The sequence below is a fragment of the Rhizobium sp. BK049 genome, assembly GCF_014193135.1.
Lineage (GTDB): Bacteria > Pseudomonadota > Alphaproteobacteria > Rhizobiales > Rhizobiaceae > Rhizobium.
Map to the genome: position 1 here is coordinate 82578 of NZ_JACHYV010000011.1, position 19450 is coordinate 102027.

Sequence of the window (19450 nt, forward strand, 5' to 3'; positions counted from 1 at the left end):
AGGGGCCAATTGCGATAGCCGGGGTCGGCCGGCACACTGCCGGCCGCCTCACGAAGCCGACGTCAGATCGTCCAACCGCCGTCGATGGCGATCGCCTGGCCCGATGTGTAGGTGGCGCCGGCGAGATAGACGGCGAGATCGGCGATCTCTTCCGGCGAACCGAGCCGGCCCATCGGCTGGCGGGCGATGAAGGCGGCGCGGGCCGCATCGTAATCGCCCTGTGCGCGCATGCGGTCCTGCAAGGACGGACTTTCCACCGTGCCGGGGCAGATGGCATTGCAGCGGATGCCTTGAGCAACATAATCGGCGGCGACCGATTTGGTAAGGCCGATGACCGCCGCCTTGGTGACGCCATAGGCGAAGCGATTCGGCACGCCCTTGATGCTGGAAGCGACGGAGGCCATGTTGATGATCGACCCGTCCTTGCGTTCGAGCATGCCGGGCAGCACCGCCCGGATGGTGCGGATCATCGCCTTGACGTTGAGGTCGAAAGCGAATTCGAGATCGGAATCCGGCATTTCCAGGATCGAGCCGGCATGGACGAAGCCGGCGCAGTTGAACAGAACGTCCACAGTGCCGATTTCGGCGACGAGCGCCGTGACCGCATCCCCGTCGAGCACGTTGAGCTTATGGGTGAAGACGCCGGTTTCCGCGGCAAGGGTTGCCAGCGCATCGGTGTTGATGTCGGTTGCATGGACCTTGGCGCCGGCCGCGGCAAAGGCTGCCGCCGTCGCCCGGCCGATGCCCTGGCCGGCGGCGGTAATGAGAACGGTCTTGCCGGAAAGTCTGTTTGTCATGTCACGGGCCTCTTCTGGATTGTCTACATGAGACGATGCATGCGGTTATCTTGCCGAAGGCCGCGCGGTGATGGAATAGGACGTCCATCAGGGCCTGCCATTTTCTCTCTTTGCGCCTTTCGGCCGGCGTAGGGCAAGGCGCGAAGCCCCGCCTCTCGTCGTTTCTGCTGATTGGCTGTCTTCAATTATGATTTGTCTGTTTATAGACAAACAGACGATTGGCCAAGGGTCAAGCGCGAAGTTTTCCTTTTCCGGCCATGGTTCTGCGTATATGCAGAATAATATTCACAGGAGGAAGGAATGGAGACCGACGAGTCAGACCGCTATCGCGCTCCTGCTTTAGATAAGGGCCTCGATATCCTGGAGCTGCTCGCCGGCGTCGACAGCGGCCTCACCCAGGCGGAGATTGCCAAGCGGCTCGACCGCAGTCCCAATGAATTCTATCGTATGCTCGACCGGCTGGTGCGTCGCGGTTACGTCACCCGGCTGGATGGCGATCGCTACTCGCTGACGCTGAAGCTCTTTGGCCTTGCGCAATTGCATGCGCCTGTGCGCCGGCTTGCCTCCTATGCCACGCCGCTGATGCGCGACCTCGCCCAGCGCACCCGTCAGGCCAATCATCTCGCCGTCTTTGACCGTGGCGCCGCCGTTGTCATCGCCCAACAGGAAGCGCCGGACTATTGGGGCTTTTCGATCCGCGTCGGCGCCCATATCAGCCTGTTCGACACCGGCTCGGGGCATGTGCTGCTCGCCTTCCGCAGCGACGAGGAGCGGGAGATGATGATATCGGAACATGCGCGCAACCGCGCCGAGATCGACCTTGGCGCCGAATTTTACGATCGCCTCGACCAGATCCGCGAGCGCGGCTACGAGATGATGGCGAGCGCCCAGACATCAGGCGTCTACAATCTGTCGGCGCCCGTTCTTGGGCCGGACCGGCGTTGTATCGCCGCCCTGACCTGCCCCTTTATCGCCCTTGTCAATGCGCCGTCCGCCCCCGACATCACCCAAACGATCACGCTGGTGCAGAAGACCGCCGCTCAGCTTTCGCTGCTGGCCGGGGCGGATGTCAGCCCGATCTGACCATCGCGCCGCTGCCCCTTATCCGGCTGCGCCACCGACCGGGGTCGAGCCACGGGTCCCGACCCGTCCTTCGGACCCCCGCAGGCGGGCGAAGAGGATATGCCGCGGCCTCTCCGTCCCTCTCTCCCCTGGCCCCGTTTTACGGGGAAGGTTAGGATGAAGGGCAGGCTTTACGGCATGCCAGGGTGAGGCAGCCATGCCCGGGCAGCAGAAATTTCTATTTGAATAATCCATTCACGAGAAATAGGTTGCGGCAAAGACCATTCCTGGAGGAGGAAAACGTGCTCATCGACACCCATTTGCATATCATCGACCGGTCGGCGCTTTCCTATCCCTGGCTCTCCGGCGTGCCGGCTCTCGACCATGACTTTCTCTATGAGACCTATGCGGCCGAGGCGCGGCGCTGCGGCATTATGACGGCGCTGCATATGGAGGTCGATGTCGATCCGGCCGTCATGCAGGCCGAGACCGACCACATTGCCTCGATCGCCAAAAGGCAAGGCAGCCTGATTGCCGGGGCGATTGTCTCCTGCCGTCCCGAGGAGGAAGGCTTTGCCGCCTATCTCGAGCTGCAAAAAGCCGATCCCTTCGTCAAGGGCTTCCGCCGCGTGCTGCATGTCGTGCCCGACACCGTCTCGGAAGGCGTCCTGTTTCGAGACAACATCCGGCGCATCGGTGGCAGCGGCCTGACCTTCGACCTCTGCACATTGCCGCATCAGGCCGGTCGCGTCACCGCTCTCGTGGATCTCGCGCCCGACGTGCAGTTCGTCCTCGATCATTGCGGCGTGCCGGATATCCGCTCCGATGCCTTCGAGCCATGGAAGGCCGGCATATCGGAAATCGCCCGCCGGCCGAACGTGATCTGCAAGATATCAGGCGTCGTCGCCTATGCGGATGCGCAGACATGGACGGCACAGACGCTGACGCCCTATATCGAACATGTGATCGCAAGTTTCGGCTGGGATCGTGTCGTCTGGGGCAGCGACTGGCCGGTCTGCACGCTCGGCGGCGGCCTTTCCACCTGGGTTGCAGCGACCCATGCCGTGCTCGCCGGCAGCAGCGAGGCAGAGCGTTCCAAGCTGCTCTTCGCCAATGCCCAGCGTCTCTGGTCATTGTAACTTTATTTACGCCGTGCCGATCCTTCGGCTGAAAGGTCCGCAGCAACTACCATGCTCGGCACCCTGAAATCGGATGATGTAACCCCCCAAAAGTGCTACTTTGGCATGTTTTTTGCTGCTGCTAATATGAAGCGATGCGATGTTTCGGTTTGGGACGACTTTCAGCCAGACAATTGCTAGCTTTGTGTGTCTCAGTTAAAAGTGTCAGACACGGATATGGCGAATAACCTCATGTCCGTGTCCTCAGGAGGGAAACAAATGAAAGAAGAACCGCACGCAGTGGATGTTCATGTCGGAAAGACGATCCGCATACAGCGTCTGCTGCGCAAAGTTTCGCAGACGGAATTGGGCGATCGTGTCGGCGTAACATTTCAGCAGATCCAGAAATACGAAAAAGGCTCCAACCGCGTTTCCGCCAGCATGCTGGTTGAAATCGCCGGCGCGCTGAACGTCGACGTCAGGACGTTCTTCGACGACCTCTCAACGCCCGAGACGGCTAACGACAACCCCGCTCCCAGCGAGGAATTCGTCATTTCGCGCGAGGGTGTGCTTCTGAATGCGGCGTTCTTCTCGATCAAAAACGAAGCTCTTCGCAAGAAGATCCTGAAGCTTGTTCAGGCAATCGCCCACACCGAACAGGTCGAGGGTGAAGCGGCCGAATAGGCCGGATCTCCTTCACGCGATTCTAACGGACGGCATGAAGGTCAATGGCGATCGATCAGGATTAGATTCTCGCTAGCGTCCTTCATTGCGATCTTGGCCTTGCTGCCGAGCAGTTTCTCGAGGTTGACGTCAAGTTCCCTGTCCGGATCTATGCCGTCCCAATCGATTACGACCTGCAGCAGTGCCATGTTCGTCAGGTGCATCAGATTACGCAGCTGAAGCTTTTCAGCCTCCTCCTTGGCTGCCGACAGCAGCCGGAAGATCCTTGCGTATTCGCTGCCTGTACCTTCGTTACGTTGTTCAAACATTGTTCCCGCCCCTTTGGCCGTGAAGCCTCAGATTCCATCACCCCTGCATCATCTAGCCGAGACCGTTATTCAAGCGTTACAGGAGTCACGTTGCGGGTGACTTCGGCGTGCAAAAGCTCCCAATGCGAGGTTGCGGCAAAGCGCCAGTCACGGTTGACAGGTGTGAATTGCTCGCGGTGCAGCCACTCCAGCACTAGCCGCGCGTCGTCATGTTTGCGTTCGACCCTATTCTTGCGGAGAGCGGCGAGGAGGAGGTCACGACGCGGCTTGCGGAAATGGCACTCGTCGACCACGCGCGCATAGGTGCGCTCGGAGAAATGCAGGAAGCGGCCGGCGAGCAGTAGTTTCTTGCGCTCGGCCGTGGAGATCTCGCCGCGGGCATGAAGCGCATCAACCGTGGGCTCGAAATCGACCCAGGGTACGGAAAGCGGCAGCCAGCCAAGCGCCTGCGGCGCATGCACGAGTGCGACGGCCTCATCGTCGAGCAGCCGCCCGGACTCGTAATCCTCGAAGATCGAGCCGAGCCCGACCATGCCGAACGGAGCGCATTCTGCAGCCCGCAATGCGCCCATGCTGGCGCCGCCGGCTACGGCGACATCATGTTCGAGCGCGTAGAGAATTTCCTTGTGCCAGACCGATGGCAGCTCGCCGAAATAGCCGTCGACAAGGCCGATCGCGGTGGCGCCGTCTTCTACTGCCTTCAGGATGTCGCCGCGGGCGGCAGGCGGGCGGAAATCAATGCAGGGAGACATGTTTCTCGCTGCGGCAAGACCGCCACCAAGGCTCGGACCGACGAACAGAACCTTCATGATTGGGCTCCTCTCATGGTGTTGACGGCGCGCAGGCCGAGCTGGACGTACTGGCCTGATATATCGACCTCCAGGCCCGGCACGATCACCCTGACGACCGAGACCGGCAAAGTCGGATGGGCAAAGGGCACGGCGACGATCTGTTCGATCCCGCTCGCCACCAGCCGGTCGGCTATGTGGCGGATGGTCTCCTGGATCGTCGCCGCACGGCGATGGCGGTTCTGAAAGGCGCGCATCCGGCCGTCGCTCTCGCAGAGTTCGATCAGCTGCTGCATAGCCGCACTCCGATCGAGCCGCTGGTAGATGCGCGGCGAGAAATCGTCGCGGCTGCCGGCGATCGCCGTCAGCCGGCTCTGGGCCGCTTCGGTGATGGCGCGCAGTGCGGCGCGCACAGGATCGGGATGGCAGCCGCAGCCCCCGCAGACATGTGACCAGCGCGCATCGGCGCGGTCGGAAAGATTGCCAGGCATGATGACGGCCAGAAAAGCCGGAACGCCGATATCTGTGGTCATGTCGAGCAGCAGCAGCCGCATGCCGGCGCGTGTGATCCGGTCGGTCATGACGTCGATGACCGCATCGCCGAAGGAGGCGGGGTCGATGCGGCTCTCCTTCAGGCGCTGTGGTGATTTCAACTGGGTCAGAGCCCAGGCATCGCGCTCGACCAGCTCGCAAAGTCCGTGCAGGACCGCTTCGGACGGCGCATTGCCGGACGCAAGCCCATCGCTCGATTGCTCGAAGCCCGGCGGCCGCTCGCCGCGATGGTCGAGGCCGACAAGCCACCAGGGGACGAAGACGCTGCTGCCGGACAGAATGTCGAGGCCGGAGCACCAGGGGATGGGGTCACCGCCGATTTCATCGGGCGCGCATCGTGCGACATTGTCGAGATCGATCATGGCGGCGCCTTCCGCCCGCATGCTCTCCACCGTCGCCTGCGTCAGGTCGGCGGGCGGAATTTCCGCGATCCGCGTCTCGATCGCCTCCATGGCGGCCGAGGCCATGGCGGCATCATTGTCGATGCCTTTGCCCTGGAAGACCGAAAGCGTGTGGCTGTTCGGCCTCGTCGCGAAGGCGACGGGGATATTCAGCACGTCGAGAGCGGTCAGCAGGCCGACGCGCGTGATGCCGAATTCGCGCAGATGCGGCCTAATGGCCGCGAGTGTCTGCGCCGGCGTGATTGCACGGTCGTGATAGTCGCTGACGCCAGCCGATGATCGTCTGAGATCATCGGCTAGCGTTTCAAGATCGGCGAAGGCGGACATACCGATCTCGCCCCTTTAGCGGAACTTCAGCGCATGGGTCAGATTTTCGAGAGCATTTGCCGTGACGTTGAGTTCGTCCTGCTTCATCGCAGCCTTGGCTGCGGCCGAGAAGCGCGGCTGGGAAGGCATTGCTGCATGGGTTTCAACAGTGGTTTTCATTGTCCATCTCCAATGGGATAGGCAGCCGGCTGCCGTTAACCATTGCAGAGGAACACTGTCTGCGTCATTTAACCGTTACAGGCTTCGTTAAAAGGCCATGCAATCAGGGAAGTCCGGCCAGTTGGAGGCCATGAATCAGCGTTTCCGTATAGCGGGGATCGCGGTCGGGAACGAAATGGCGGATGTCCTCGCTGCGGAAATCCGGGAAATTTTCCAGGACGACGTTAGCGTATTTGCCGGCCTTTTTCATATCGCCCGCCATGGCGTGGGCGGCTGCCAGCAGTCGCGCGGTCGCCTGTTTCGACTGCACCGGCTCAAGCGCCTCGATCGCCTGATTATATTCGCCTCGGTCGAAGTGGATGCCGCCACGATTCCAGTAGTAATAATCCGGCGGCAGCGGATTGAGCTTGAATGCCGCATTGTTCAGATCCAGTGCCTTGTCAAAGTCGCCGTAGTGGCAGAGCGCGTCGGCGTAATCGGCGAGGATGTCGGCGTCGTTGGGATTGAGATCCTGGGCCTGCTGGAAATAGTCCAGGCTTTCGTCGAAACGGCGGCGGTACAGCGCCACGAAGCCGAGCTCGCGATAGGCCCGGCCGCTGTTCGGGTCGGACTGTTGCGCCAGCCGGGCGGCGCCATTCGCCTCGTCGAGCAGTTCGGTGTCCTGCATGCCGCGGATCAGCCATTCCATGCCGAGCGCACGCGACACGCCGGCATGGGCAGCCGAGAAATTCTCATAACGATTGAGCGAGGATCTGAACCATTTGCGCGCCTGGCGCAGATGCTGCAGATCGGTCTGGGCGATCAGCCGCTTGCCTTCGAGATAGAGACGGTAAGCGGATGGCGGCGCCTCGCCGATCGGCATTGCCAACTCGTGGCGTTCGACGGTGTCGGCGAGCGAGGAGACGATGCGCCGTGTCAGATGCGCGAAGGATTCACTGATCTTCTGCATGACCAGCGGCAGTTCCAGAGCCCAGATCACCTCCGATGTCGTCGTCCGCGTCAGACGGCAGGTCGCATAGACATCCTCCTCGCGGCCCTGGATGGTGACGTAAACCGCGTAATCGAAGCTGAGGTCGAGCGCACGGGGCACAGCGCGGGCCGGATCGACCGAACGGCTGAGGATTTCGAGGCTCGTATGGGCTGCGATCACCTTGAAGCCGCGCTGCTGGCTGAGGCCGATGGTTACGTCCTCAAGAAGGGCTCTGCCGACGCGCTCCATCAGCGGATCGGTGAAAATGCTTTCCGGCGGCAGGATGATGATCCGCGGCTGGCCGAGCAGATCGGCGAAGGCGCCGGGCGCTGGCGATGGACGTTCGGCGGCCGCGGGCTGAGCTGCCGGGATCAGGCCGAGTTCGCGGGCAAGCGCGGTGGTGCTTTCCTCCGGTTCGGTTTCGAACTCGTCCTTCAGCTGGCTCTTGCACTTCAGATAGGACTGCCGGGCCGCGGCCGGGTCGTTCATCCTGACATAAATGCGCATCAGGGCCCGATAGGCCGTCTCGCTGGCGGGGTCGAGCTCCAGCAGGCGACGGGCAAAGGCCACCTGCTCTTCGTCCGATCTGTCGTCAGCAGTTTCGACCAGCCGCGTCAGATGGGCGGCGCGCAGTTCATCGATACGCTGGCGTTCGAAGGTCAGCCAGTCCTCGGCGCCCTGCGTCGGCGACTTGGCGCCTTCTAGCAATTCGCCATTTAGAATGTCGCCGTCTTCGGCTGCGAGCGGCGCTTTCTGTTTGAGTATATGGATATCGACTTCCCAGCCCTCGGCAAGGCCGATATGGGTTCGGGTCGCTTTCAGCAGCGGCGGAAGGCCGGCGGGAATGCTTTGCTCGATGCGCGCCAGCAACTGGCGCAAACTGCCTGCGCGTTTTTCCGGCGCTTCCGATTGCCAGAGCTGCCGCCTGACGGTTTCCCGGTCGAGTTCGAGATCGGCTTCGGCGGCGAGCATGGCGAAAAGAAAATAAGACTTCTCCGGCAAAGGGAGTTCCCTCCCCGCTGCCAGCAATCGCGGTCTCCCGAGCAGGCAGAGCCTGTTCGTCGACATCTGTCCGGATGTCCGTTGCATCCCGCTTCTCACCCCTGAAGACCAGGCGCGCATGCACACCGGCCGCGCAGGAACATGTTAGAGCGTTAATTGGCCCGCGCATAGCGCAAAAAGAGGTTTTTACACCGAATATTTGCATTTTCTCACATTAGCCGGCCGGGAATGCTTGCCAACACTTTGCCCCCGGACCTGATTTGGCGCAGTTATTTCCGCTGCGGCCTCCATAGCCGCAACCAATAGCAAGCGAGCCTGAGCGATCACAGTGTTCGGCGCGATCTATTTGGTGCTGGTTTACGCCGCGCTGGCGGCCTCGACGAAATCGAGGCCGATATCCAGCACGGGCGCGCTGTGCGTTAGCCAACCGACCGAAATGAGGTCGACTCCGGAAGCGGCGATTGCCGCGGCCGTTGCCGGCGTCACCCGGCCCGAAGCCTCGGTGATCGCCCGCCCGGCGACGATGGCGACGGCCTCGCGCAGCTGATCCGGCGTCATATTGTCGAGCAGAACGGCATCGACACCGACCGCCATCGCTTCCTGCAGCTGATCGAGCCTGTCCACCTCGACCTCGATCTTTACCAGATGGCCGATGCCGGCCCGCGCCCGGCGGATCGCCTCGGCCACGCCGCCTGATATGGCCACGTGATTATCCTTGATCAGCACCGCGTCATAAAGCGCGAAACGGTGGTTCATGCCGCCGCCGGCCCGCACTGCATATTTCTCCAGCGCCCGCAGCCCGGGCGTCGTCTTGCGCGTGCAGGCGACTGAGGCCCTGGTGCCGCTGATAGCGGCGGCAATCCCGGCCGTGACGGTGGCGATGCCCGAGAGATGGCTGAGGAAATTCAGCGCGGTGCGCTCACCGGTCAAGAGTCCGCGCGAAGGGCCCTCGATGGTGGCGATGACGTCACCTGATTTGACCGCATCGCCGTCCTCGATGTGGCGGCGCATGACAATTTCGGGATCGACGAGCGTGAAGGCGAGGCCGGCCGCATCAAGGCCGGCGATCACGCCGGGCTGGCGGGCGGCCATCACCACCTTGGAGCGGTGATCCGAGGGAACGACCGACGCCGAGGTGATGTCGCCGGCAAGGCCGAGATCTTCGAGCAGGGCTGCCCGCACCAAGGGTTCAATAATCAGGCGCGGAAGGGGGGCTAGGCTCATGTCAGGCGCTCCTGGCAAGCGAATAGGGTGGTGTGGCGCGGGCAATCTCCAGCGCTTGGGAAAGGCGCATCCGGCGGCGCTGCGCATCGGCGAGCTTCAGGGGAAAATCGGTGCGGGCGTGGGCGCCGCGCGATTCCATCCGCAGGCTGGCAAAGACGGCGACCAGCAATGCGACGATGGCCGGATCGGAGGCAGGACCGTCGGCCTCGACAAGTGGCAGTAATGCGGCGATTGCACCGTGAAGGGCATCGGCATTGCGCAGCACGCCGAGATGACGCGAGACAGTCATGCGGATGGAGGATGCGTCGGCCGGCGCCGGTAGCTGTTCTGCGAGGATGGCGCCGGTGCGGTCTGCTGGCATGGCCGATATGTCGCGCGCCGCCCGCATGCCCATGACAGCTGCCTCGAGCAGCGAATTGCTGGCAAGTCGGTTCGCGCCGTGCAGACCGGTCGACGCGGCCTCGCCGGCGACCCAGAGGCCGGGAACCGAGCTGCGGCCATTGTCATCCGTCGCGACGCCGCCCATGTGGTAGTGAACGGCTGGGCGCACCGGCACGAGGTCTTTGGCCGGATCAATGCCGGCCTCGCCGCAAAGGGCTGATATGACGGGGAAGCGTGCGGCAAAGCGGCTGCCGAGCGCCTTGCGGGCATCGAGGAAGACGCGGCCGCCGCGGGCGATCTCGGCACTGATGGCACGCGCCACCACGTCGCGAGGCGCAAGTTCGGCGCCCGATATGCGGGCCATGAACCGTTCGCCGCGTTCGTTGACGAGCAAGGCCCCCTCGCCGCGCACCGCCTCGCTGACAAGCGCCAGGGGCCTGCGGCGTGAATCGAGCGCCGTCGGATGGAACTGCACGAATTCCATATCCGCAAGCTCGGCACCCGCCCTTGCCGCGAGCGCAATCCCCTGACCGACATTGCCCATCGGATTGGTGGTCGCATCATAAAGCCCGCCGATCCCGCCGGTGGCGAGCACGAGCCTCGCAGTCGGAAGGACGGCGGCCCCGCCGCTTGCGGTCGCGCAAAGCAGGCCGGCGACGCGCTCGCCGTCCATCAGAATACGCCGCGCCTCAAAGCCTTCGAGCACGGTGATGGCGGGCGTCCGCGCCACCGCCCGCACCAATGCTGCGATGATCGCCGCACCCGAGCCGTCGCCTTCGGCATGGACGATGCGGCGGCGGCTATGGGCGGCCTCCAACCCGAGCGAAAGTTGTCCGGCGTCATTGCGGTCGAAGGGAACGCCGGCGCGCTCCAGTACGGCAATGGCTGCCGCCGCCTCGGCGGTGATGCCCGCGGCAATGCTCCGGTCGCAGAGCCCGTCGCCGGCCGCAAGCGTATCGGCCAGATGCAGCGCGGCGCTGTCGTCGGCGCCGATGCTGGCGGCAATGCCGCCCTGTGCCCAGGCGCTCGAGGTCTCGGCACCGAGCGCGGCGCGTGTGACGATGACGGAAGGTTCCGGCGCCAGCGTCAGCGCCGTCGTCAGCCCGGCGAGGCCGCTGCCGACGATGACGGTGCGGCCGCTCAACTGTTCGAGGATCTCGGTCATATCGCCAGCATCCTCTCGACGGCGCGGCGGGCGGCCATGGCGATGGCCGGATCGACCGTCACTTCATGGCGATTTTCCTCAAGTGCGGCGCGGATATTGGCAAGCGTGATCCGCTTCATGTGGGGGCAGAGATTGCAGGGGCGGATGAACTCGACGTCAGGATGGTGCACGGCGACGTTGTCGCTCATCGAGCATTCCGTCAGCAGTACCACTCGTGCCGGCTTCTGCCTGCCGACATAATCGGACATGACAGCGGTGGAGCCGGCGAAATCGGCCTCTGCCACCACGTCGGGCGGGCATTCCGGGTGGGCGAGCACCGTCACGCCGGGATGGTTTTCACGCAGCTGGCGGACATCGTCAGCGGTAAAGAGTTCGTGCACTTCGCAGTGTCCATGCCAGGCGACGATCTCGACATCGGTCTCGCGGGCGACGTTGCGGGCGAGATATTCGTCGGGGATCATCAGCACCTTCGGCACGCCGAGCGACTCCACTACCTGTTTGGCATTGCCCGAGGTGCAGCAGATGTCGGAGGCTGCCTTCACCGCGGCCGAGGTATTGACATAGGTGATGACGGGGACGCCGGGGTGCGCTTGGCGCAGCAGCGCGATATCCTCAGGCGTGATCGAATCAGCCAGTGAACAGCCGGCGCCGAGATCGGGGATCAGCACCGTTTTTTCAGGATTGAGAAGCTTGGCGGTCTCGGCCATGAAATGTACGCCGGCCAGCACGATGACATCGGCATCGACCTCGATCGCCTTGCGGGCGAGCGCCAGGCTGTCGCCGACGATATCGGCCACGCCGTGAAAAATCTCGGGCGTCTGATAATTGTGGGCGAGAATGACGGCGTTGCGGCGGCGCTTGAGCTCGAGAATGGCGTTGATGTCATCCTCGAACGACATCCATTCGGCTTTGGGAATGACGCGGCTGACGCGGTTGTAGAGCGAGGATGCGGAAACTGGGTGATTCATGACCGGCTCCTAATTATGCTCGATTTGAGCATATCATGGACAAAGACATATTCTCGCTGTGAGCATATGTCAATTGCGGGAGAGCGGTAATTTCGTTCCTGCGAGCGCCCGTTCTTCGAGCACGGTGTGGCGGAAGCGGAAGAGCTTGGCCGGCCGGCCGCCGGTTTCGCTTTCCGTTCCACCGGTTTCCTCGACCAGTTCCTGCTGTTCGATCAGGCGGCGGAAATTCTGCTTGTGCAGCGTCAGTCCGGCCAGCGCCTCGATTGTGCGCTGCAGCCGCAGAAGCGTAAAACTCTCCGGCATCAGTTCGAAGACGACAGGGCGGTATTTGATTTTGGCGCGCAGCCGGGCGATCCCGGTCGCGAGAATGCGGCGGTGATCGGCAAACATCGCTCGCCCAAGATTGGCTTCCACCCCGCATCCGGCTTCGGCCACAAGGCCGGCTTCATACAGCAGTTCGTAGCGCTGCAAGGCCAGATCCTCGTTCCAGCCGCCGCCGTCGAGCCCGAAGGTGAAGTCGGCGCGGCGATGGCGGTGATCGCGGCGGGCCGGATCGGCATCCGCCCAGGTTTTGAGGCGTGCCATGATCTCGTCCAGCACGGCCGGCCGGCCCTGCCGATGGTCTTCCCAGGGAAAATAGTCGTACCAGCCGTGCCACCCCGGCCGGCCCGCGCCCGCCTGCTCGTTGACGAGGCCGAGATAGCTGATCGAGATCGTCCGCCCGCCAAGAATCTCGTTGTTCCGGTCGCGGTCAGCGAAGGTATAGAGTTGTTCGAGATAACCGACCGGGTGTTCGGTCTGCTCTTGCACCCATTCGCGCAGGCCCGATTGCAGGGTTCGATGGCCCATTTCGAACGGACCTGACGGCAGCGCATTGCCGGAGCGGATGGTCATGACGCGCGGCTCATCCCCCGTCACCGCGACGAGCACTGCAATCAGTTCCGCATGCGCAAAGCCGATCGTCACAGGGGGCCGAATACTCCGTTCCGAATGAATCGAACGGATCATTCCTGCCACAGGCGGCGACGGAAGCCAATGGAACTTTCCCCCTCTCCTCACTGGGAAGAAGGGAGTCGCCGGTAAGCGTCAGCGCTTTCCTGTCTCGTTGGTCAACCGGTCGAGGAAAATCTTCAGTTCGGCTTCGTCGATACCGACGCAATGACGCTTTTCCGGATAGGCGCCGGTCCTGACATCCTCGGCGAATTCGGTGAAGGCGGCGATGCGTTCGCGCTGTAGCCTGTCATATTCAGCGGCGAAGTTGCGGTAGACCTTGGCATGGCGCGGATAATGGTCGCGATTGGCGCCGAGCACATCGTCGGCGAAGAGATATTGGGCGTCGCAGCCGCTGCCTGCCCCCATGGAGATCATCAGCATCGAGGTGTTGCTGCTGATGGCGGCGGCGACATCCCCCGGCACGACTTCGATTTCGGCGGCGAAGGCGCCGGCCTCTTCCAGCGCCTTGGTCTGCCGCCAGATCTCGGCCGCACTTGCCGCCGTCTTGCCGACGGCGCGAAAGCCGCCCGTCCAGGTCGCTTTCGAGGGGATCAGCCCGAGATGGCCGCAGACGGGAATGCCCTCGTCGCGCAGGCGCCGGATCGTCTGCAGGCTGGCGGCGCAATAGACGGCATCGCCGCCGGCCTTCAGCGCTGCGAATGCGGCGCGCAGATAATCTTCCGCCGAGACATGATCGCCATATTCGAGACCCGGAATGGCAAAGGGCGTGGGGGCGATCTCGCGGAAGACCGGACCGAGCAGCGACGGCGGCACCGAGACAATGTCGATCCCGGCCTTTTCGGCGGCTTCGGCCTCCTCGAGCGAGGTGACGCGCAGCATGGTCAGCTGGCGCTTGCCCTTTTCCGCAAGCAGATCGGCAACGGTTGCACGCTTATGTCTTTTCATCATCAATTCCTTTAAAAATATCGGGAGGCTCAGGCGGCCAGAAGGGATTTTAGCTTGATGTTGCTTGCTGCCAGCGCAGCAGGGTCTGGATGGGCGCCAGCCGCGATCAACATTTCCGCAAGCCTGATGTCGCGCGCCACGGCATTGCCCGGTCCGATGCCGCTGGCGGCGATCAACCGGCGATCGGCGTCGAGGTGGAAGAGAATGAAGGCGTCCGGGCCGAGGTCGCGGCGCAGATGCAGAGCCGCCCCTTCGGCGAGGCCCGCTATCTGCAGCGTCATGTCATATTGATCCGACCAGAACCACGGCACGGATGAAACGGGTTCGCCGAGGCCGAGCATGTTGGCTGCGGCCAGTGTGCCCTGCTCCTGGGCATTGCGCCAGGATTCGAGCCTTACCCGCCGGCCCCCATAGACCGGCAGCGGAAAGGAGCAGCAGTCGCCGGCGGCAAAAACATCAGGCGCGGAGGTCCGTAGATAGGTGTCGACGGCAATGCCGTTTTCGATTGCAAGCCCCGCCCTTTCGGCAATATCGACATTCGGCCGTGCGCCGATGCCGACGAGGGCGAGATCGGCCTCTACCACCTCGCCGGTCGATAGTTTGACGACGGCTTTCCCGCCTTCCTCGGTCAATGTCTCGATCGAGACGCCGCAGCGGATATCGACACCTTCGGCGCGGTGGCGTTCGGTGAGCAGATGGGCGATCTCTTCCGGCACACCGCGTTTCAGCACCCGCTCCAGCCCCTCGATAACGGTGACGTCGGCGCCAAGCAAGCGCGCCGTCGCGGCAAGTTCCAGCCCGATGAAGCCGCCGCCGATAATGGCGATATGCCGCCCCGGCTTCATGGCTTCGCGCAGGGCGGCCGCATCATCGTGGGTGCGAAGCGAACGAATATGCGGGCCTTCCGGGGCGCCGGGAAAGGATCGGGCGGCCGCGCCCGTCGTCAGCAGAAGCTTATCGTAGGAGAGCGTGGTGCCATCCGCAAGCATGACCGTCCGGGAGGCAGGATCGAAATCCCTGGCCTCAATGCCGGTCAGTAGCCGGATTGCGCTTTCGGCGTATTTTTCCGCAGCGGCGATGAATTTCGGATCGCCGGCATCGGCAGCAGACGCCTTGGAAAGCGGCGGCCGCTCATAGGGGTGAAGGGGTTCGGCGCCAACGAGCGTTATCTCGCCGGCAAAACCTTTTTCCCGCAGAGCGAAGGCGGCGCGGGCACCGCATTCGCCCGCACCGAGGATGACGAAATGAGCCACATCAGCCTCCCTCAGACCGAAATGAAGACGGAGCCGCCTTCGACCTTTACGGGATAGGTCCTGAGATTGACGCAGACCGGCGCACCCTTGGCCTCGCCCGTCTTGTAATTGAAGCGGCCGTTATGTTTCGGGCATTCGATGATTTCATCCATGACAAGCCCGTCGGCGAGATGGATATGTTCGTGTGTGCAGAGCCCGTCGGTGGCGAAGAATTCGTCGTCGGGGCTGCGGTAGACCGCGAAGGTGCGCCCGCCATGATCGAAGCGGATGACATCCTCTTCGTCGATCTCGCCCTTGCCGCAGACTTCGATCCAGTTTCCGCTCATCTTTAATTTTCCTCGATTGTGATTATTGCGCCGCTGGGGCGAGTTCGTTGTGGAATTCCTCGCGGTAGGGCCGCGCGGTGGCCGGCAGTTCCCGCTTCAAGAAATAATCCTCGTTGCGCAACTGGCGCAGGAAAGCCGGGATCATCTCGCGGTAGCCCGACCAGATCGATCGGTTCGGCGCCGGCAGATCGTGCTTGATCATTGCGTGCAGCCGGGGCAGCGCGTGATAGGGCACCATCGGGAACATGTGATGTTCGACGTGATAGTTCATGTTCCAATAAATGAAACGGCTGATGGGGTTCATGTAGACCGTGCGGCTGTTCAGCCGGTGATCGATGACGTTGTCAGCTAGGCCGCCATGCTGCAGGAGCCCGGTCAGCACGTGGTGCCAAGCGCCGTAGAGGCGCGGCAGGCCGATCAGCATCAGCGGCAGGATCGAGCCGGTGGCGACCGCGACGGCGATCGCCACCAGATAGATCGCCAGCCAGATACGGGCGAAGCGGATCGCCTTCGGCCGCTCCATCTCCGGAATGAAGGTCTTTTCCGCCGCGCTGATGACGCCGAAGGCGTTGCGCAGCATATCGACCATCGCATGCCAGACATCGAGGATGCCGAAGAAATTGAGGATCAGCCGGAAAAGGTCCGGCGGCCGCATGACGGCGATTTCTGGATCGCGGCCGACGATGACCGTATCGGTGTGGTGGCGCGTATGGCTCCAGCGCCAGGTCACCGGATTGCGCATGATCATGAAGCAGGCGATCTGGTAGACGGCATCGTTCATCCAGCGTGTTTTAAAGGCGGTGCCATGGCCGCATTCGTGCCAGCGGCTGTCGGAGGCTGAGCCATAGAGCACGCCATAGGCGAGAAAGAAGGGCAGCGCGATCCAGGAACCCCAAAAATAGATGCCGAGACCGGCAAGGACGACCATGCTGCCGAGCCAGATGGCGGTGTCACGGATCGCCGGCGCATCGGAGCGCTGCATCAGCGCCTTCATCTCCTTGCGCGGAATCTCCGTGTGATACCATTCGGCAGCCGCCAGTCCCGTCTCCACCGCGGTGCGACCGCTTTCCCCGAGCAAGTCGTAGTCACGTTTCTTTGTCTGGGTCGCCATTATCGCCTCCCGCTATGCTGTTGCCGAGAGAATAGGTTGACTTTGGGCGACGCTCAATGCAGGCTTGATGTAATCTATCAAAAGCCATCATGCATGGCTCGCATCCATGAGCGAATACATCAGGGATACCATGCGCCGCCCCACCATCTCCGATCTCGCCCGCGCCTCCGGCGTCAGCGTCGCCACCGTCGACCGCGTTCTCAACGCCCGTCATCGTGTGCGGGAGGAAACGGCGCGGCGGGTCTATGATGCGGCGCAGGAGATCGGCTATCACGCCGTCGGCCTCATCCGGCAGCGCGTCTTCGAAGATCTGCCGCAATACAAGCTCGCCTTCCTGTTGCAGAAGCCGACGCAGGCCTTCTATCAGACCTTCGCCCGCGAAATCGAAACAGCGGCGCGCGCCGTCACCACCGCCCGTCTCCAAATCCAGATTGAATACCCGTCTGCGACGACCCCTGCCGCCATCAATGAGAAGATCAAATCGCTCGGCGCCCGCAATCAGGCCGTAGCGGTCGTCGGCCCGGACTATCCCGCGGTGACCACCGCGGTGGAGGAATTGAAGGAGCGCGGCATTCCCGTCTTCTCGCTGCTCTCCGATCTCGCCACCGGCGTGCGCGACGCCTATGTCGGCGTCAACAACCGCAAGGTGGGACGCACCGCCGCGTGGATGATTGCGCGCACCGCGCACAAGCCAGGCAAGGTCGCCTGTTTTGTCGGCAGTCACCGCTTCCACGGCCATGAACTGCGGGAGATCGGCTTCCGCTCCTATTTCCGGGAGAACGCGCCGGAATTCGATGTCGTCGAAACATTGATCAACCTGGAGACCGCCGAAATCACCCATGAGGCAACGCTGACGCTGCTGCAGAAACATCCCGACCTCGTCGGCCTTTATGTCTGCGGCGGCGGCATGGAGGGGGCAATTTCGGCGTTCCGTGAAGAAGGTGTCGGCGGCCGGATCGTGCTTGTCGTCAATGAGTTGACGCCGGAGAGCAAGGCCGGTCTCGCCGACGACATCGTCACCATGGTGGTCGCCACTCCCCTGCCCGCGCTCTGCAAGGAGCTTTTATCGCTGATGCTCGGCGCGATAGAGCATGGTGAGGCCGCCGTTCCCGGCCAATCCTTCCTGCCTTTCGACATCTACATTTCCGAGAATATCTAAGGAATGATGGAATTCTCTCATCTCGGCTGAAATTCTTTCAGCAATGAGGGCGAGCGCCGGCGATGACGGATGGTTTGCTCGGCAAATTCGGATAGAGATTCGCTCGCCCATTCACGAATACCGCTCCGCTTATGTCGCGGAGATGAGGAGGAGATATCCGTCATGACTTCGATCCGTTTTGCGCTGAACCATATGGCTGCGCCGTCCCTCGCAATCGATGATTTCTTCGCGCTGGCAAAGTCGCTCGGCATCGACTCGGTCGAGATCCGCAACGACCTTTCCGGCAATGCCATTCTCGACGGCACCAAGCCCGAAGCGATCAGAGAAGCCGCCGCCCGCCACGGCCTGACGATCATTTCGATCAACGCCCTGCAGCGCTTCAACGAATGGAATGAAACGCGCGCCAGGGAAGCGCAGGAATTGATCGACTATGCCAGCGCATCGGGCGCCAAGGCGCTCGTCCTCGTTCCGAAGAACGACGGCACAGGCTGCGCCGACGGCGAACGCCAGGCGAATCTGCGTGAGGCTTTGTCCGCACTGAAGCCGATGCTGGATAAGGCCGGCATTATCGGCCTCGTCGAGCCGCTTGGTTTCGAGATCTGCTCGCTGCGCTCAAAAACCGAGGCGGCCGAGGCGATCAAGGAACTCGGCGCGCGATCGACCTTCAAGCTCGTTCACGACACCTTCCACCATCACCTTGCCGGCGAAGCCGCAACCTTCCCCGAACTGGCCGGCCTCGTGCATATTTCCGGCGTCAGCGATCCCTCGGTTTCCGTTGCCGATATGCGTGACTCCCATCGCGTGCTCGTGGACGGCGACGACCGACTCGACAATGCCGGGCAGATCAAGGCGCTGCTGCAGGCGGGCTATAAGGGTCCGTTCTCCTTCGAGCCCTTTGCTGCGGAAGTTCATGCGGTCAAGGACCCGGCCGCTGCGCTGCGCGCCAGCATGGATTATCTGACCACGCGGGTCTGAGGCCCGATGCACGCTTCTCTTCACGATCGGCCGCCGGCGAGCGGTCGATCGTAAGCCACTATTCCCGGCTTCTGAATCGGCGCTGATAGGCCGGATCATAGAGCGAGCTCTCGCGAAAATCTTCCGCCTCGAGCGACGGTCCGACGAAGATGATCGCCGTGCGTTCGATCGGTTCGGCCGCAACCTTTGCTTCGATATCGAACAGCGTACCGCGCAGGATGCGCTCGTCCGCCCAGGAGGCCTTGACGACGATGACGACCGGGCAGTCTGCACCGTAGAGCGGCGTCAGTTCCTCCACGACCTGCTTCAGCGCATGGATTGCCAGATGGATCGCGAGTGTGGCGCCCGTCGCGCCGAATTTCGCCAGCGTCTCGTCGTTCGGCATCGGCGAGGCGCGGCCGGAAACGCGGGTGAGCACCAGGCTTTGGGCGACGGCCGGGATCGTCAGTTCTCGTCCGAGTGCCGCGGCCGCGGCCGCAAAGGCTGGAACGCCCGGGGTCATCGTATAGGCGATTCCGTGCTTCTGCAGTCGGCGCACCTGTTCGGCGACCGCGCTCCAGACGGAGAGGTCGCCGGAGTGCAGCCGGGCGACATCCTGGCCCGCGGCGGCAGCGCGCAGATATTCCGCCTCGATCTCATCGAGCGACATCGGGGCAGTATCGATAATGCGCGCCCCAGGCGGGCAATATTGCAGCAGTTCCGGCGAGACGATCGAGCCGGCATAGAGGCAGACCGGGCAGCGGGCGACGAGATCGCGGCCACGCACTGTGATCAGATCCGCGGCGCCCGGCCCCGCTCCAATGAAATGCACCGTCATCCCG

At 62.8% G+C, this 19450-nt stretch carries 20 protein-coding genes; 5 read left to right on the forward strand and 15 right to left on the reverse strand.

Annotation, left to right across the window (positions count from 1 at the left end):
- Positions 1-62: 62 nt before the first annotated feature.
- A complete protein-coding gene (locus tag FHT70_RS13840; protein WP_085781217.1) occupies positions 63-797 on the reverse strand; it encodes an SDR family oxidoreductase in 735 nt (244 codons plus the stop codon).
- A gap of 300 nt (positions 798-1097) precedes the next feature.
- Here FHT70_RS13840 and FHT70_RS13845 point away from each other — a divergent pair, with 300 nt between their 5' ends.
- The 3 genes from FHT70_RS13845 to FHT70_RS13855 all read left to right on the forward strand — a co-directional run bounded on the left by FHT70_RS13845 (position 1098) and on the right by FHT70_RS13855 (position 3661).
- Positions 1098-1880, forward strand: a complete 783-nt coding sequence (locus FHT70_RS13845) for an IclR family transcriptional regulator (protein ID WP_183702083.1) — start codon at positions 1098-1100, stop codon at positions 1878-1880.
- A gap of 281 nt (positions 1881-2161) precedes the next feature.
- Positions 2162-2998 (forward strand): amidohydrolase, encoded by an 837-nt coding sequence (locus FHT70_RS13850; RefSeq protein WP_097598757.1) that lies wholly within the window; start codon positions 2162-2164, stop codon positions 2996-2998.
- Positions 2999-3256: 258 nt separating this feature from the next.
- The gene (locus FHT70_RS13855; RefSeq protein WP_085781220.1) at positions 3257-3661 is read left to right on the forward strand and encodes a helix-turn-helix transcriptional regulator; all 405 of its coding nucleotides are present in this window, start codon (positions 3257-3259) and stop codon (positions 3659-3661) included.
- Positions 3662-3702: 41 nt separating this feature from the next.
- Here the strand turns inward: FHT70_RS13855 and FHT70_RS13860 are convergent, their stop codons facing one another.
- The 13 genes from FHT70_RS13860 to FHT70_RS13920 form a co-directional block, all read right to left on the reverse strand.
- On the reverse strand, positions 3703-3969 hold the full coding sequence (locus FHT70_RS13860; RefSeq protein WP_003594963.1) for a hypothetical protein: 267 nt from the start codon (positions 3967-3969) through the stop codon (positions 3703-3705).
- 65 nt (positions 3970-4034) lie between these two features.
- On the reverse strand, positions 4035-4778 hold the full coding sequence (locus FHT70_RS13865; RefSeq protein WP_183702086.1) for a TfuA-like protein: 744 nt from the start codon (positions 4776-4778) through the stop codon (positions 4035-4037).
- Positions 4775-6037, reverse strand: coding sequence for a YcaO-like family protein (locus FHT70_RS13870; protein WP_183702089.1), 1263 nt, complete (start codon positions 6035-6037; stop codon positions 4775-4777). Before FHT70_RS13870 ends, FHT70_RS13865 begins: the two co-directional genes overlap by 4 nt.
- Before the next feature lie 15 nt (positions 6038-6052).
- The gene (locus tag FHT70_RS13875) at positions 6053-6196 is read right to left on the reverse strand and encodes a hypothetical protein (RefSeq protein ID WP_176536271.1); all 144 of its coding nucleotides are present in this window, start codon (positions 6194-6196) and stop codon (positions 6053-6055) included.
- A 103-nt stretch (positions 6197-6299) separates the two neighbouring features.
- Positions 6300-8255, reverse strand: coding sequence for a BTAD domain-containing putative transcriptional regulator (locus tag FHT70_RS13880; RefSeq protein ID WP_183702092.1), 1956 nt, complete (start codon positions 8253-8255; stop codon positions 6300-6302).
- 270 nt (positions 8256-8525) lie between these two features.
- On the reverse strand, positions 8526-9392 hold the full coding sequence (gene nadC / locus FHT70_RS13885) for a carboxylating nicotinate-nucleotide diphosphorylase (RefSeq protein WP_183702096.1): 867 nt from the start codon (positions 9390-9392) through the stop codon (positions 8526-8528).
- A 1-nt stretch (position 9393) separates the two neighbouring features.
- Positions 9394-10938, reverse strand: coding sequence for an L-aspartate oxidase (locus FHT70_RS13890; protein ID WP_183702099.1), 1545 nt, complete (start codon positions 10936-10938; stop codon positions 9394-9396).
- Positions 10935-11906, reverse strand: coding sequence for a quinolinate synthase NadA (nadA, locus tag FHT70_RS13895; RefSeq protein WP_097598762.1), 972 nt, complete (start codon positions 11904-11906; stop codon positions 10935-10937). The genes FHT70_RS13890 and nadA overlap by 4 nt, the downstream gene beginning before the upstream one ends.
- Before the next feature lie 69 nt (positions 11907-11975).
- A complete protein-coding gene (locus FHT70_RS13900) occupies positions 11976-12914 on the reverse strand; it encodes a hypothetical protein (protein WP_183702102.1) in 939 nt (312 codons plus the stop codon).
- 78 nt (positions 12915-12992) lie between these two features.
- Positions 12993-13808: a 3-methyl-2-oxobutanoate hydroxymethyltransferase gene (locus FHT70_RS13905; protein ID WP_183702105.1), complete on the reverse strand. Its 816-nt coding sequence runs from the start codon at positions 13806-13808 to the stop codon at positions 12993-12995.
- Positions 13809-13834: 26 nt separating this feature from the next.
- Entirely contained in the window at positions 13835-15058 is a 1224-nt protein-coding gene (locus tag FHT70_RS13910) for an FAD-dependent oxidoreductase (protein WP_183702107.1), read from the reverse strand.
- An 11-nt stretch (positions 15059-15069) separates the two neighbouring features.
- A complete protein-coding gene (locus FHT70_RS13915; RefSeq protein WP_183702110.1) occupies positions 15070-15384 on the reverse strand; it encodes a MocE family 2Fe-2S type ferredoxin in 315 nt (104 codons plus the stop codon).
- A 22-nt stretch (positions 15385-15406) separates the two neighbouring features.
- Positions 15407-16495, reverse strand: coding sequence for a fatty acid desaturase family protein (locus tag FHT70_RS13920; protein WP_183702112.1), 1089 nt, complete (start codon positions 16493-16495; stop codon positions 15407-15409).
- Positions 16496-16625: 130 nt separating this feature from the next.
- Here FHT70_RS13920 and FHT70_RS13925 point away from each other — a divergent pair, with 130 nt between their 5' ends.
- Both FHT70_RS13925 and FHT70_RS13930 read left to right on the forward strand, forming a co-directional pair.
- Positions 16626-17654: a LacI family DNA-binding transcriptional regulator gene (locus FHT70_RS13925; protein WP_183702238.1), complete on the forward strand. Its 1029-nt coding sequence runs from the start codon at positions 16626-16628 to the stop codon at positions 17652-17654.
- A 162-nt stretch (positions 17655-17816) separates the two neighbouring features.
- A complete protein-coding gene (locus FHT70_RS13930) occupies positions 17817-18629 on the forward strand; it encodes a TIM barrel protein (protein ID WP_183702115.1) in 813 nt (270 codons plus the stop codon).
- Between the two features lie 58 nt (positions 18630-18687).
- Here FHT70_RS13930 and cobM read toward each other — a convergent pair whose 3' ends face one another.
- The gene (gene cobM, locus FHT70_RS13935) at positions 18688-19446 is read right to left on the reverse strand and encodes a precorrin-4 C(11)-methyltransferase (RefSeq protein ID WP_085781233.1); all 759 of its coding nucleotides are present in this window, start codon (positions 19444-19446) and stop codon (positions 18688-18690) included.
- Between the last annotated feature and the right edge of the window lie 4 nt (positions 19447-19450).

Coding starts and splice junctions, on each gene's coding strand:
- FHT70_RS13840 (WP_085781217.1), bottom strand. CDS start 797: ATGACAAACAGACTTTCCGGCAAGACCGTTCTCATTACCGCCGCCGGC.
- FHT70_RS13845 (WP_183702083.1), top strand. CDS start 1,098: ATGGAGACCGACGAGTCAGACCGCTATCGCGCTCCTGCTTTAGATAAG.
- FHT70_RS13855 (WP_085781220.1), top strand. CDS start 3,257: ATGAAAGAAGAACCGCACGCAGTGGATGTTCATGTCGGAAAGACGATC.
- FHT70_RS13860 (WP_003594963.1), bottom strand. CDS start 3,969: ATGTTTGAACAACGTAACGAAGGTACAGGCAGCGAATACGCAAGGATC.
- FHT70_RS13865 (WP_183702086.1), bottom strand. CDS start 4,778: ATGAAGGTTCTGTTCGTCGGTCCGAGCCTTGGTGGCGGTCTTGCCGCA.
- FHT70_RS13870 (WP_183702089.1), bottom strand. CDS start 6,037: ATGTCCGCCTTCGCCGATCTTGAAACGCTAGCCGATGATCTCAGACGA.
- FHT70_RS13875 (WP_176536271.1), bottom strand. CDS start 6,196: ATGAAAACCACTGTTGAAACCCATGCAGCAATGCCTTCCCAGCCGCGC.
- FHT70_RS13880 (WP_183702092.1), bottom strand. CDS start 8,255: ATGCAACGGACATCCGGACAGATGTCGACGAACAGGCTCTGCCTGCTC.
- nadC (WP_183702096.1), bottom strand. CDS start 9,392: ATGAGCCTAGCCCCCCTTCCGCGCCTGATTATTGAACCCTTGGTGCGG.
- FHT70_RS13890 (WP_183702099.1), bottom strand. CDS start 10,938: ATGACCGAGATCCTCGAACAGTTGAGCGGCCGCACCGTCATCGTCGGC.
- nadA (WP_097598762.1), bottom strand. CDS start 11,906: ATGAATCACCCAGTTTCCGCATCCTCGCTCTACAACCGCGTCAGCCGC.
- FHT70_RS13900 (WP_183702102.1), bottom strand. CDS start 12,914: ATGATCCGTTCGATTCATTCGGAACGGAGTATTCGGCCCCCTGTGACG.
- FHT70_RS13905 (WP_183702105.1), bottom strand. CDS start 13,808: ATGATGAAAAGACATAAGCGTGCAACCGTTGCCGATCTGCTTGCGGAA.
- FHT70_RS13915 (WP_183702110.1), bottom strand. CDS start 15,384: ATGAGCGGAAACTGGATCGAAGTCTGCGGCAAGGGCGAGATCGACGAA.
- FHT70_RS13920 (WP_183702112.1), bottom strand. CDS start 16,495: ATGGCGACCCAGACAAAGAAACGTGACTACGACTTGCTCGGGGAAAGC.
- FHT70_RS13925 (WP_183702238.1), top strand. CDS start 16,626: ATGCGCCGCCCCACCATCTCCGATCTCGCCCGCGCCTCCGGCGTCAGC.
- FHT70_RS13930 (WP_183702115.1), top strand. CDS start 17,817: ATGACTTCGATCCGTTTTGCGCTGAACCATATGGCTGCGCCGTCCCTC.
- cobM (WP_085781233.1), bottom strand. CDS start 19,446: ATGACGGTGCATTTCATTGGAGCGGGGCCGGGCGCCGCGGATCTGATC.